At 44.8% G+C, this 12,815-nt stretch carries 11 protein-coding genes and 1 tRNA gene; 4 read left to right on the forward strand and 8 right to left on the reverse strand.

Annotated elements, in window-relative coordinates; all coding sequences use genetic code 11:
- Positions 1-51 precede the first annotated feature (51 nt).
- Positions 52-2,127 carry a bifunctional tRNA (5-methylaminomethyl-2-thiouridine)(34)-methyltransferase MnmD/FAD-dependent 5-carboxymethylaminomethyl-2-thiouridine(34) oxidoreductase MnmC gene (gene mnmC / locus IHV80_RS11540; RefSeq protein ID WP_192889136.1) on the forward strand — a complete coding sequence of 692 codons (2,076 nt, stop codon included), beginning with the start codon at positions 52-54 and terminating at the stop codon, positions 2,125-2,127.
- A gap of 258 nt (positions 2,128-2,385) precedes the next feature.
- On the opposite strand, the gene IHV80_RS11545 is transcribed toward mnmC, so the two are convergent.
- The 3 genes from IHV80_RS11545 to IHV80_RS11555 form a co-directional block, all read right to left on the reverse strand.
- A complete protein-coding gene (locus IHV80_RS11545) occupies positions 2,386-2,907 on the reverse strand; it encodes an NADPH-dependent FMN reductase (RefSeq protein WP_017111158.1) in 522 nt (173 codons plus the stop codon).
- 337 nt (positions 2,908-3,244) lie between these two features.
- Entirely contained in the window at positions 3,245-3,508 is a 264-nt protein-coding gene (locus tag IHV80_RS11550; protein WP_004734185.1) for a YfcL family protein, read from the reverse strand.
- A 9-nt stretch (positions 3,509-3,517) separates the two neighbouring features.
- Positions 3,518-4,048, reverse strand: coding sequence for an elongation factor P hydroxylase (locus tag IHV80_RS11555; protein WP_192890765.1), 531 nt, complete (start codon positions 4,046-4,048; stop codon positions 3,518-3,520).
- Between the two features lie 301 nt (positions 4,049-4,349).
- Between IHV80_RS11555 and IHV80_RS11560 the strand changes: the two genes are divergently transcribed.
- Positions 4,350-4,973 carry a trimeric intracellular cation channel family protein gene (locus IHV80_RS11560; protein WP_102436303.1) on the forward strand — a complete coding sequence of 208 codons (624 nt, stop codon included), beginning with the start codon at positions 4,350-4,352 and terminating at the stop codon, positions 4,971-4,973.
- A 108-nt stretch (positions 4,974-5,081) separates the two neighbouring features.
- Here the strand turns inward: IHV80_RS11560 and aroC are convergent, their stop codons facing one another.
- Entirely contained in the window at positions 5,082-6,167 is a 1,086-nt protein-coding gene (aroC, locus tag IHV80_RS11565) for a chorismate synthase (RefSeq protein ID WP_004734182.1), read from the reverse strand.
- 372 nt (positions 6,168-6,539) lie between these two features.
- Here aroC and IHV80_RS11570 point away from each other — a divergent pair, with 372 nt between their 5' ends.
- Positions 6,540-7,043 (forward strand): GNAT family N-acetyltransferase, encoded by a 504-nt coding sequence (locus IHV80_RS11570; RefSeq protein WP_192889137.1) that lies wholly within the window; start codon positions 6,540-6,542, stop codon positions 7,041-7,043.
- Between the two features lie 113 nt (positions 7,044-7,156).
- Here the strand turns inward: IHV80_RS11570 and IHV80_RS11575 are convergent.
- A tRNA-Arg gene (locus IHV80_RS11575) sits at positions 7,157-7,233 on the reverse strand.
- Positions 7,234-7,444: 211 nt separating this feature from the next.
- On the opposite strand from IHV80_RS11575, the gene folD reads away from it, so the two are divergent.
- Positions 7,445-8,302 carry a bifunctional methylenetetrahydrofolate dehydrogenase/methenyltetrahydrofolate cyclohydrolase FolD gene (gene folD, locus IHV80_RS11580; RefSeq protein ID WP_017110310.1) on the forward strand — a complete coding sequence of 286 codons (858 nt, stop codon included), beginning with the start codon at positions 7,445-7,447 and terminating at the stop codon, positions 8,300-8,302.
- Between the two features lie 156 nt (positions 8,303-8,458).
- Here the strand turns inward: folD and IHV80_RS11585 are convergent, their stop codons facing one another.
- From IHV80_RS11585 to IHV80_RS11595, 3 genes are all read right to left on the reverse strand, one after another.
- Positions 8,459-10,273: a cation:proton antiporter gene (locus IHV80_RS11585; protein ID WP_192889138.1), complete on the reverse strand. Its 1,815-nt coding sequence runs from the start codon at positions 10,271-10,273 to the stop codon at positions 8,459-8,461.
- Positions 10,274-10,488: 215 nt separating this feature from the next.
- Positions 10,489-11,688, reverse strand: coding sequence for a NupC/NupG family nucleoside CNT transporter (locus IHV80_RS11590; RefSeq protein ID WP_017110312.1), 1,200 nt, complete (start codon positions 11,686-11,688; stop codon positions 10,489-10,491).
- Positions 11,689-11,893: 205 nt separating this feature from the next.
- Positions 11,894-12,814 carry a LysR family transcriptional regulator gene (locus IHV80_RS11595; RefSeq protein ID WP_016789605.1) on the reverse strand — a complete coding sequence of 307 codons (921 nt, stop codon included), beginning with the start codon at positions 12,812-12,814 and terminating at the stop codon, positions 11,894-11,896.
- Position 12,815: the final 1 nt, after the last annotated feature.

A 12,815-nucleotide genomic window follows, 5' to 3' on the forward strand; every position in this document is an offset into this window, starting at 1 on the left:
TCGTACAATCCCTACCAACATATCGCTTCAAATCACAAAATGATAGATTTTATGACTTCAATTACTAATGCAGAACTGGAATGGAATGAATCTGGCACGCCAGTTTCAGACCAATTTGACGACGTTTACTTCTCTAATGTTAACGGTTTAGAAGAAACTCGCTACGTCTTTTTAAAACAAAACCACCTTCCAGAGCGTTGGGTTGAACATCAACAACGCCGTTTTGTGATTGCTGAAACCGGTTTTGGTACGGGTTTAAACTTTCTCGCCGTCTGGCAATGGTTCGATGCTTTTCTTAAAGATAACCCACAAGCGATGACCAAAGAGTTACATTTCATCAGTTTTGAAAAATATCCTTTAAATAAAGATGATCTGATCAAAGCGCATCAGTCTTGGCCAGAATTAGCCCAGTATGCGACGCAACTCCAAGAACACTATCCGATTGCCCTGCCTGAATGTCACCGCATTGTGTTGGGCGATGGCGCGATCACTCTCGATTTATGGTTTGGTGATATTAAAGATTGTATGCCAAACGTGCCTACTCCGCAGGAAGGTTTGGTTGACGCTTGGTTCTTAGATGGCTTTGCGCCAAGTAAGAACCCAGAAATGTGGAATCAAAACCTCTTCAACGGCATGGCCAAACTGGCAAAACAAGATTGCAGCTGTGCAACGTTTACCGCCGCTGGTTTTGTTCGCCGTGGTTTAATCGAAGCTGGCTTTGCGATGAAAAAAGTTAAAGGCTTTGGTACTAAGCGGGAAATGATTGCTGGCCGACTTGATGAGAAGCACGCTCATACCAACATCAAACCTTGGTATGGCTTAGCTCAACACAGTGATTCACAAGATATCGCCATTATCGGTGGTGGTGTTGCCAGCGCTGCGCTTGCAAAAACGTTAAGCCGACGCGGTAAAGACATCTCGCTTTATTGTGAACACCAACAAGCCGCTGGAAATGCCTCGGGCAACAACCAAGGTGCCATTTATCCGCTACTCAGTGAAGCGACATCCAATGTTTCAAGAATATTTGGCCCGGGCTTATTGTTTGCCCGCCAGTTTATTAATCAAGCTGCACAATCAGTGAACTTTGATCACAGCTGGTGTGGCGTGAACATCTTGATGTGGGATGAAGGTTCAACCAAAAAGCTCAACCGTATGTTGAAAGGCAATTTCCACACAGACTTGATTCAGCGCTTAACGCCTGAACAAGCGAACGGCACGATTGGCTTACCTGTCGATAAAGAAAGTGTTTATTTTCCGTTGGGTGGTTGGTTAAGTCCCTTGCAACTGACACAAGGTTTGATTGGCAAGTTGGAAGAGACCAACCAAGTGAGCGCGCACTATCAACATCAAGTGACGCAACTTGAATGGCTCGAATCTGAACAGCAATGGCAGCTGACAATACAAACACCAAAAGGTGAAATTCAAACCAAGCACGATCAAGTGGTTGTCGCGAATGGACACAAGTTCACCCAATTTGAACAAACTCGCCCCGTACCTCTGACGCCAGTTAAAGGGCAAGTGAGTCATATCCCGACCACAGAAAATCTCAGCCAGCTAAAAACTGTATTGTGTTTTGATGGTTACTTAACGCCACAAAATCCAAATAACGGCCACCACTGTATTGGCGCAAATTACGATAAAACCAATATAGACCAAGAGTTTGATATTGAGATTCAACAACATAATGGCGAGCGCTTATGCGGGTCGCTACCAGAACAAGAGTGGGCCAAAGATGTCAATACCAGTGGTAACTTAGCACGCCAAGGTATCCGCAGCGTGAGTCGAGATCACCTACCATTCGTCGGTAATGTTGGCGATTTTGAATCCATCAAAGAGCAATATCAGAATCTGCACAACTTTAATCCTCAGCGTGATGCTATCGACGGTATCGAACCTGTTACCAGCTATCCGAACTTGTTCTGCTTTATCGGTTTAGGTTCGCGTGGTTTGAGCTCTACTCCTCTTTTAGCAGAAGTCTTAGCATCACAAATTTGTGGCGATCCTCTACCTCTTCCGGTTGATGTGCTCGAAGCCATTCATCCAAGTCGAATGTGGATTAGAAGATTACGCAAAGGCAAAGCGTTAACAGAAGGTTGGGTTTCAACGAAACAAGCCAGTGCGGAATAGTCGATTCTAGGCTAGGTCTAAATATTCAAATAAGTATTAAGCCGTGTTGGTCTTACGAGCTGATTTTTGCAGCGAAAGGCCAACATGACCTAGTACGACCCAAACAAAAAATCCCGAGCATTTCTCAATGCTCGGGCTTTGTTTTTCTAATCTTGTCTACGTCGCTGCTTCTTATTCTAGAGCAGTACGTTACTTTGCAGCGGCTCGTGACTTTACATCAGCTTGCTACTTTGCAGCTATTTGCTTTACTTTCCGCTTTTATAGCTTAGCAATCGCGTCTTTAATTTGAGCGGCAATCTCTTCGTTGCTGATTGAACCCGACTCAAAATCAAAGTTATCGTAGAAGCTAGGCACTGACAACGATGCTTTAACGTTACCACCAAAGTACGGAGCCGAACCTGTCGCTGCGCCAAGTACTGTTTGTGCGCCACCTGGGCCTGGTGATGTCGCTAGGTAAACCGCAGGCTTCTCACCAAACACTGAACGTTCAATACGTGTCGCCCAATCAAATAGGTTTTTATACGCTGCTGGATAGTGACCGTTGTGCTCAGCGAAAGAGATAACAAATGCGTCCGCTTCTGCTAGGTCACGCAAGAATGCTTGAGCGCCTTCCGCTTGGCCAATCTCTTTTTCAGTGTCTTCACTGAACATAGGAACGTTGTAATCGTTGATGTTTAGAACTTTAACTTCAGCACCTTCAATCAAGTTAGCTGCGTAAGTTGCTAGAGTTTTGTTGATAGAGGTAGAGCTGGTGCTTGCGCCGAATGCGATAACTTTCATGATGTGACCTTTTCTGTAATTCCGTTAAGTGGGATTAGAATAACGTAGTCAGAAAATGGAACCATCACAAGAAATGAACGGACTCATTCAAAAAATTCGAACGAGTCTCAAATAATACCAATCACAGTAAGTAAATGTTCAAAAATAGCGCAGGAAAAAGGCTTGAGAGCAAGGCAAAATTTTCGATAAGTAGTTATTCTACAATCAAAAATTCTAACGCTGTTATCGAGACTTTTAACCAGCTAGGTTGACCGGTTATTTACTACGATTGGTATAAATATTCGCTCAGCAAAATGGAAAGAAAGGGACTGAGCGGCTAACGATAAATGGCGAGCAGTTACGCTTGGTTTTGCAGCTCAACCCAAAGATCATTAACGATCGTGCGATCGGCTGGCGTCAATTCAGAACGCGCGTCTTCTAGGCTCTTCTCAATACGCAATTTAACTTCTGCTACGTCTTCAATGCCGTCTTCTTCACATGAAGCTACTGAAAGAGAAATATGACCACGTAAGTAACCACCAGCAAACAGTTCATCATCTGATGCGTTTTCAATGCGAGCATCAATTACTTCAAGTAGTTTTTCTTCAAATTCGATAATCATAATATTCTCTTATTTCACAATAAATTGGCTAGCACATAAAGGTTCTACATCGTAGAAGCTGCGCAATGCTTCAGAGAGCATTTTCACGCGAGGCGGCAAGCCAACTTCAAAGATACCCATGACTTCGCTGTGTACTTTATTCATAAAGGCCAAACGATCTGGCTCAAAATCGCCGTGTAGATTGTCACAGCTGACATTAAAAGGAAAGCCTGCGCTCGTCGCAATGATCCATTCATACGCTTGCGGACGGATTTCGACTTTTTCAAACTCGGCTTGAACCGACTCAGTACGGCCATCTGGCTCATACCAATAGCCAAAGTCTTCCAATAAACGACGTTCAGGGCCAGCAACGCACCAGTGCGCAATTTCGTGCAGCGCAGAAGCGTAAAAGCCACGTGCGAAGACAATTCTGTGGTGTGGGGTATCATCATCGGCAGGCAGGTAAATAGGCTCATCCGCGCCTAGCTCTAATTTAGTATTAAAGCTGCCATAAAAAGTCTGACTAAAAATATCGATAATGTCTGAATATTGGTGCGTCATAAAGCTTGCTTGAAATGAAATAAACAGGCGTATTTTGCTTTGTTTTATCGGCTTGGTAAAGCCCCTATCAGGCGTAATGTTAACGGCGCCAGTGCTCTTCACCATTACAAAGCGATCTCTCTCTACGATAGATAACCTCAAGTTACTCCAATTGATTACTTCAGCTAATCTGAAACCTCGATTCACGGTACAAATATTCATTCGTCAAAGGCTGTTTTTACTACTACACTCGCGCTTCATTTTTATATCCCCAAGGCCTATAACACTCAAATTTATAGACCTAAATTATAGAGCTACAGCAATGCTACTAAGTGTTTTGTATATCATAGGCATCACGGCAGAAGCCATGACCGGCGCTCTCAGTGCTGGCAAACAAAAAATGGATTGGTTTGGTGTAATGCTGGTTGCGAGCGCAACAGCAATCGGCGGCGGTACAGTACGAGATATCCTACTCGGCCATTACCCTTTAGGCTGGGTTGAAAACCCAGAGTACCTTGCGATCACTTGTGTGGCCGGAGTCATCACGACCGGACTTGCTAAATGGGTAATCAAGCTCAAAGGGCTATTCATTCGTTTAGATGCACTAGGGCTTATCGTATTCAGTATCATTGGTACGAAAGTAGCGATGACCATGGGTCTACATCCAATGATCTGTATGGTGTCTGCATTGGTCACTGGCGTGTTTGGTGGCCTGCTGCGCGATCTTATCTGTCGTCAAACGCCACTGGTTTTGCATGAAGAGTTATACGCATCTGTCGCCCTTGTCGCTTCAGGCTTGTACTTAGGCCTTCTTGAGCTCGGTATCAACGATGTGACAGCGACAATCGTGACATTGGTTGTAGGCTACTTACTGCGTATGGCTGCCGTAAGATTCAAATGGCGCTTGCCTTCGTTTCAACTTGATCCGGAAAGCTCTGTGCATTAGATATTCTCAATGACGCAGAATATAAAAAGGGTTGCTTCATTACGAAGCAACCCTTTTTTGTTTCTATCAAATCAGTTTCAATTCTGTTCTGAATAAAACGAAGCAGAACTAGATTTTTGGCGTTTCTGTTGTCACACCAAAGTTTTGACCACGATGGCGTAGCAAGTGATCAAGCAAGACAATCGCCAACATAGCTTCTGCGATAGGCACGGCACGAATACCAACACATGGATCGTGACGACCTTTAGTGATTAACTGTGTTGCTTCACCGTCTTTAGTGATGGTGTCACCAGGTACAGTAATGCTTGATGTTGGCTTAAGTGCAATACTTGCCACAATATCTTGACCAGTAGAAATACCCCCTAAGATACCGCCAGCGTGGTTGCTGCTAAAACCTTCAGGAGTTAATGGATCACGGTGTTCACTACCGCGCTGATTAACTACATCGAAGCCATCACCAATCTCAACACCTTTCACCGCATTGATGCTCATTAGAGCGTGCGCGATATCTGCATCTAGACGATCAAAGATCGGCTCACCAAGGCCTACAGGCACTTTAGTCGCAACTACTTGAATCTTCGCACCGATCGAGTTGCCTTCTTTTAGCAAGTCGCGTATCAGTTGGTCAAATTCCGGTACTTTGTCGGCATCAGGACAGAAAAAAGCGTTGTTTTCGATCTCGTTCCAATCCACTTTATCAATTGAGATATCACCCATTTGAGAAAGGTAAGCTTGGATTTCAACACCAAATTCTTGTTTCAGGTATTTCTTCGCAATCGCACCTGCCGCAACACGCATTGCAGTTTCACGAGCAGAAGAGCGACCGCCACCTCGGTAATCACGCACACCGTACTTTTGATGGTAGGTATAATCAGCATGCCCAGGGCGGAACTTGTCTTTAATTTCGGAATAGTCTTTAGAGCGTTGGTCTGTATTTTCAATCAATAGACCAATAGAAGTACCCGTAGTTTGGCCTTCAAATACACCGGATAAAATCTTTACTTCATCCGCTTCACGGCGAGCCGTTGTATAACGAGAAGTACCTGGGCGACGACGATCCAAATCTCTTTGAAGGTCTGCTTCGGTAATTTCTAATCCTGGTGGGCACCCATCTACGATACATCCTAGTGCGATACCGTGACTTTCTCCGAACGTAGTCACGCGGAAATGTTGTCCGATACTGTTTCCTGCCATTACTTCCTCTAAATCAGCCATCAATCAGAAGGTTTGATTCCTAAACCAACCAGCTAATAGCTTTACTTGTCTATTCTTCGTGAATTCATAGTGGCTTTATTACCAAATGATGTAAACCCCAAAAAACGAACAATTTTAACTTTCTATTACATGAGCCGAATGAAATGAATAACGAAGGAAATGAGTAGCGCATAATGAGTAGTGTTTTTAGTATGCCCGAAAGGCAAAAATCAGCACATTTGCCCTTTCCGGTTTATCGCCTTTAAACAAAGTCAGTCATTTTTCCCTCGTAACAAGGCCAGTTAACAAAGGTTAATGAACTCGGTTTAAATACTCTCTATGTTGTAGCCAAAAATAATAAGGAGAAAAGTGATGATCGAGTGGAGAGTTAAAAAATTTGCGGATCTGTCTGTTCAAGAGCTCTATGATTTCTTGCAACAAAGAGTCGACATTTTTATCGTCGATATGAACACACCATATAGTGACCTAGACGGCAAGGATAATCACCCAGAGACTTATCACGTCATGGGCTATGAGAACGAACGCCTTGTCGCTTATAGCCGAATTATGGCTCAAAAGCTGGGATACCCAGTTGATGTTCTTCCTCTACTGGATTCTGATGCGAATGATGTGTGTATCGGGAGAGTGATCGTAACAAAGGATTATCGAGGCAAACAGATTGGTAACCAACTGATGCAAGTGAGCTTTGATGCAACCCGCAAAGTGTACCCTAACTGTTCAATTTTTATTTCGGCACAAGCACACCTTAAAGACTACTATGGTAAATTCGGCTTCGACGTTGTCACCGATAGTTACTTGGAAGATGGGTGCAGTATGCTAGGTCTTAGATATACCCCACAGCTCATGGCCGTTTAGCAAAAGCCGAAAGACAGAGACATCGAAATACAAAACATGGTATTGATAGATTAAGTCGTTCTGAAATGCAAAAAACCCGACAACTCAGAGAGTTATCGGGTTTCTTTAAATAGTGGTACGCCCTGAAGGATTCGAACCTTCGACCACCTCCTTAGAAGGGAGGTGCTCTATCCAGCTGAGCTAAGGGCGCGCTACAGGAAAGGATTATACGAATTCGAATCAGTAAAGCAACGGCTTTATGTAACATTCTGATCCAAGTGAGTAAAAAAAGGGCAATGAGATTATAAGTGTTGGAAAATAGACCAAAGCAAACGTTTGCTTGATGGTAATCAAAAAGATTTTCTGGAATAATGCGCCCAAAACATCAGCCACTAACTTGAATATCAATACTAAGGAAATTCATGACTGCTCAAAATATTGATGGAAAGCTAATTTCTCAAACCGTTCGCTCTGAAGTTGCGGCACGTGTAAAGGCTCGTACTGAAGCTGGATTACGCGCTCCGGGCCTAGCGGTAGTTTTAGTGGGTGAAGACCCTGCCTCTCAAGTTTACGTTGGAAGTAAGCGTAAAGCGTGTCAAGAAGTAGGCTTCGTTTCAAAGTCTTTTGATTTACCAGCAACCGCGACCGAAAATGATCTGCTAACGCTAGTCGACCAATTAAATGAAGACCCTGAGATTGATGGCATCCTAGTTCAACTGCCTTTACCTGCAGGTATTGATACTACTCACGTTCTTGAGCGTATCACGCCAGAGAAAGACGTTGATGGCTTCCACCCATACAACGTAGGCCGTTTGGCTCAACGTATGCCTAAGCTACGCTCTTGTACGCCTAAAGGCATCATCACATTGCTTGACCGTTACAACATCGACTTACGTGGTAAGCACGCGGTTGTTGTTGGCGCATCAAACATCGTAGGTCGCCCAATGACTCTAGAGCTTCTTCTAGCAGGTTGCACAACGACCACATGTCACCGCTTCACCAAAGACCTTGAAGGTCATGTACGTCAAGCAGATGTTGTTGTGGTAGCAGTTGGTAAGCCTAACTTCATTCCTGGCGCTTGGATTAAGAAAGGCGCTGTTGTGGTCGATGTAGGTATCAACCGTTTGGAATCTGGCAAACTCGTTGGCGACGTTGAATACGATGTCGCAAAAGAGAGCGCAAGCTTCATCACACCAGTTCCAGGTGGTGTTGGTCCAATGACAGTGGCAAGCCTAATTGAGAACACAATGATTGCTTGTGAGCAGTTTCACTCGAAATAGCCCGCAAACGACAGTCTCGGTAGCAATACCTCTGGCATGAATTGACTGTTACTAAAATAGAATTAGAAAGCCGCAGCGTGAAAACGTTGCGGCTTTTTTGATACTGAGCAATTCGTTTTTGATACAAAACTAATCGCTTTTGATAGAGAGCACTCGCTACTTATCTGAAGTATCAATTCTTTCAGTTTGATCCGAAGGCGGCAATAAACTAATGATCGCACACTCAGTTGAGATGAGTTTTTCCAAATCAGAACCTTGCGTCACTAAACGGAAATCACCGCCAGTAATTACCCCAAGAGGAATGGCTTTAGGGTACAGAGCGTTAAACTCATTAAGGTCAAACGCTTCGGTCAAACCCGTGCTCTTAATTTGGCTGCCTTGAGCCATCAAGGAGTTAAGCTTGGAGTAGGTAATTCCTTCCGAAAACAAACTTCTGTTGCCATCTCGGCTCACTGAATGCCTTTCATGTTTAGCTTCTGTCGATTCAAGCTCGAACACCTTGTTTTCACCAAACTCATCTTGATAATGCATGCTGACTAATGGATTGGTTTGACGATAAGGCGAGACGATCATCGCACGCCCTATCCCGTCCAATTCCAAATTATTTTCCGCGTGGCTTGAGGCTGGGTTACCAAAATAGACATTCAGGTTATCCATACGCGCCAAACGAATGCTTTCCCAGTTGGTATCGGCTAGCACACTGTTGATGTTGTGTGTCGCCAGCACCTTGGCAAACTGTCTAGCAAAATGAGTCGCGCCGAAGAAGATAACCCCTTGCGCTTTCTCTTGCGTCACACCCAACCTTCTTGCCCACCAACTTGCGGTAAGGCTCTGAATCACAACCGTACCGATGATGACCAAGAACACCATTGGCACCAGTAGATCAGCCCCTTCAATCAATTGCTTCTCTTGAAGCTTGATAGCAAACAGGGAAGAAACTGCGGCAGCGACGATCCCGCGAGGTGCCATCCAACTCAAAAACCATTTATCCGCTGAGGTAAGATCCGTGCCGATCCCGCTGATCCACACACTCAGAGGACGAGCCACCAGCATGACGACCGCTAATAAGCCAATTCCGCCCCAACCTATCGAGAGGAAAGTCCCTGAATCGAGTCGACTCGCCAGTAAGATAAACAAGGCGGAAATGAGTAACACAGTTAAGGTCTCTTTGAACTCAATAATATCTTCAAGATCCAAGCCTTTCACGTTGGCGAGCCAGATCCCCATGATGGTCACTGTTAATAAACCGGATTCTTCACTCAGGTCATTGGAAAAAGAGAACGCCGCCAGCATTAACGTGAGAACAGCCACGTTACGCAAATAGTGCGGAACCCAATGCCCTTTCAGCATTTTGGCAATCAAATAGCCACCGATGATCCCTAAGCCTAAACCAATGGCTAAAGTCAGACCCAAGGCCGACAAAACATGGCTTGTAGGATCGGCTGAAGAGACAATGTATTCGTAAACGAGAACAGCAAACAGAGCGCCAATCGGGTCAATCACTATCCCCTCCCAGCGTAAGATGCTGCCTAACGAAGATTTGGGCTGAATGCTGCGCAGCATGGGAACAATAACGGTTGGTCCCGTCACCACCACCAAGGCAGCAAACAGCGCGGCTAATGGCCAACTGAAATCCACAAAGTAATAAGCACCAACGACAATGCACGCCCATGTAATCAACATGCCGAAACTCACGAGGTGCGTCACCATGCGACCATGACCTCTGATTTCCTTGAAATTCAAGGTCAAGGCACCTTCAAACAGAATGATGGCGACACCTAATGAAATCAGCGGGAATAACACATCACCAAAAATGGCATCGGGATTGAGGATGTTGAGACCGGGACCTAGAAGCAGGCCGACAATAAGAAGAGGAAGAATAGCAGGAAGACGTAAGCGCCAACCTAACAATTGACACGTTAAAGACAGCAGCCCAATTAACGCCAAGGATGAAGTAATCGACAAATCCATTTGTGCCCCTAAAAGGTTTGCACCACACCCTGTGGTACAAACTTATTAACTGAATAAGAAAAACTACGTCATTACACTATAGGATCTCTTTATCACACTAACCGAATATTATTGTGATTAATCAGTCACTTTACTAATGGGCAGCACAGTATTAAAGATCTAACTGGGTACTTAGAACCCAGCTAGAAAACACTTATCAATTAACGAGGAGGGGCTTAAAGAGAAAGCACCACGCCAGCAATCGCTGCGCTCATTAAGTTGGCAAGTACACCCGCACAAATCGCTTTAAAGCCGTATTGTGAGATGAAAGAACGACGCTCTGGAACTAAGCTACCCAGACCACCAATCAGAATGGCCATTGTAGAGATGTTGGCAAAACCACATAGTGCAAAAGTAACGATCGCTTTTGAGTGCTCACTCAGTGCGTCTTTTACGTCCATTAACTGGATAAAAGCCACAAACTCGTTCACAACGATCTTGTTACCGATCAGCGAGCCTGCAACAACAGCCTCAGACCATGGCACACCGATCAGCCATGCAACGGGTGCGAACACATAACCTAGGATAAGTTCGAAGCTTAGGTTTACGCCAAACCAACCACCAACAATACCTAACAAGCCATTCAGCATGGCAATCACACTGATAAAGGCCAGAAGTGTCGCACCCACAGCAACGGCAATACGCAGTCCAGACATAGCCCCATCTGCCATTGCCTCGACTACGTTTGTTGCTCGTGGAATTTCAACATCAGACTCAATATTTTCTTGAGCCTCATCTGCGTTACCTGGTACCAAAATCTTGGCCATCAATAGACCAGCAGGAGCAGACATGAATGCCGCAGCGATCAGGTAGTTCAAATCAACACCAAGCGATGCATAACCCACCAGCGTACCGCCAGCCACAGACGCTAAGCCACACACCATTACGGCAAACAGTTGTGAATCCGTCATGTGCTTCAAGTAAGGCTTAACCACCAATGGCGCTTCGATCATACCAACAAAGATGTTCGCGGTTGCAGACAGTGATTCCGCACGACCTGTACCTAAGAACTTTTGCAAAGCACCGCCGATAAGGTTGATCACCTTTGGCATAAAGCCGATGTGGTACAAACCTGAAATCAATGCAGAGAAAAAGATAATGATGCCAAGAACGTTAATAGCGAAGACAAATCCGTTATTCGTGAGGCCACCAAATAGGAAGTTAATCCCCTCTTGACCGTAGTTGATCAAGCTAGACACCGCACCAGTAGCTGCATTCAGCGCTTCTTTACCCATTGGCACATAAAGAACCAATAGCGCGAATGAGATTTGCAGCAAGAAAGCCAAAGAGACGGTTCTTAGCGGGATATTTTTTCTGTCCGTAGATAGTAACCAAGCGGCTACTAAAATAGTGATAATTCCAAGTAGGGAAGCCATATGCGTCAACCTAAAAGTTGTAGGTAGGAAAGGCGACGCATTGTATAGAGGAAATCGTTTGCGGCAAGGTGCGGTTGTTAATGTGATGTTGGGATTATCACTGCCTCACCTATGATTATATTAAAGCATTGAATTTTAATGATTTAACTTGCTCAAAAAGCATACTTTTTCCATATGGAAATTATATTTATAGATTAGGAAACAGTTAACGATGCAGCTCGACGCAGGTTTTGAGGTTTTCATCCCAATAAGTCGGCGAACCGATATGATCTTTAATGAACTCAATCACTGCAGAAAGCTTCTTCGGCATGTTCTTTCTACTCGGATATACAGCGTAAAATGGCATCAACTGGCTCGCTCGCCATTCAGGAAGCACTTGGATGAGCTTGCCTGTCCTAAACTCTTCTTTGACTAAGTAAGTCGCCAGATAAGCAACGCCCCACCCTGACACAGCCGCGTCTCGTACCGCTTCAGCTAAATCCACCGAATAATCGCCTGCCACTTTAACACTGAGGTTTTCTTGGCCGTTATCAAATGCCCACGATGTGTAGTCCCGTTCACGACTACGATAGATAAGGCAGTTATGGTCAATCAGATCAGATGGCACATGAGGAGTCCCTGCCTTAATCAGATAATCCGGGGATGCCGCCACCACAAACTGACTATCAGCTAAGCGCTGCGCAATATAACCTTCAGGCAAATCTTCATTATTGGTGATCCAGAGATCCAGTCGCTCTTCAATCATATCCACTTTGTAGTCGAACAAGTGAACCTCGATTCTCAATTGAGGATACAGCTGTCTAAGCTGATCAATCGCAGGAATGATATGCAGCGTGCCAAATGACTGTGACAAGCCCACTCGCAATATCCCAGAGATATCATCTCGTTGGCTGTCCATATCCATTTGAGCCGCTTTCACCGTGTTGAACAGCTGCTCACAGTGCTGATAGAACACTTCCCCTGCTTCGGTTAGTGTCAGGCTGCGTGTGGTTCTTTGCACCAGCTTGATACCTATCGAGTCTTCGAGCAAAGCAACTTGCTTACTGATGTGAGACACCGACACATTCAAACTTTTTGCTGCACTGGTAAAGCCTTCATGCTTGATTAACGCATGGAATATCACCATC

The sequence above is a fragment of the Vibrio bathopelagicus genome, assembly GCF_014879975.1.
Lineage (GTDB): Bacteria > Pseudomonadota > Gammaproteobacteria > Enterobacterales > Vibrionaceae > Vibrio > Vibrio bathopelagicus.

Bases quoted from the DNA above. Each gene is read 5' to 3' on its own strand.
- mnmC (WP_192889136.1), top strand. From the start codon at position 52: ATGACTTCAATTACTAATGCAGAACTGGAATGGAATGAATCTGGCACG.
- IHV80_RS11545 (WP_017111158.1), bottom strand. From the start codon at position 2,907: ATGAAAGTTATCGCATTCGGCGCAAGCACCAGCTCTACCTCTATCAAC.
- IHV80_RS11550 (WP_004734185.1), bottom strand. From the start codon at position 3,508: ATGATTATCGAATTTGAAGAAAAACTACTTGAAGTAATTGATGCTCGC.
- IHV80_RS11555 (WP_192890765.1), bottom strand. From the start codon at position 4,048: ATGACGCACCAATATTCAGACATTATCGATATTTTTAGTCAGACTTTT.
- IHV80_RS11560 (WP_102436303.1), top strand. From the start codon at position 4,350: ATGCTACTAAGTGTTTTGTATATCATAGGCATCACGGCAGAAGCCATG.
- aroC (WP_004734182.1), bottom strand. From the start codon at position 6,167: ATGGCAGGAAACAGTATCGGACAACATTTCCGCGTGACTACGTTCGGA.
- IHV80_RS11570 (WP_192889137.1), top strand. From the start codon at position 6,540: ATGATCGAGTGGAGAGTTAAAAAATTTGCGGATCTGTCTGTTCAAGAG.
- folD (WP_017110310.1), top strand. From the start codon at position 7,445: ATGACTGCTCAAAATATTGATGGAAAGCTAATTTCTCAAACCGTTCGC.
- IHV80_RS11585 (WP_192889138.1), bottom strand. From the start codon at position 10,273: ATGGATTTGTCGATTACTTCATCCTTGGCGTTAATTGGGCTGCTGTCT.
- IHV80_RS11590 (WP_017110312.1), bottom strand. From the start codon at position 11,688: ATGGCTTCCCTACTTGGAATTATCACTATTTTAGTAGCCGCTTGGTTA.
- IHV80_RS11595 (WP_016789605.1), bottom strand. From the start codon at position 12,814: ATGGTGATATTCCATGCGTTAATCAAGCATGAAGGCTTTACCAGTGCA.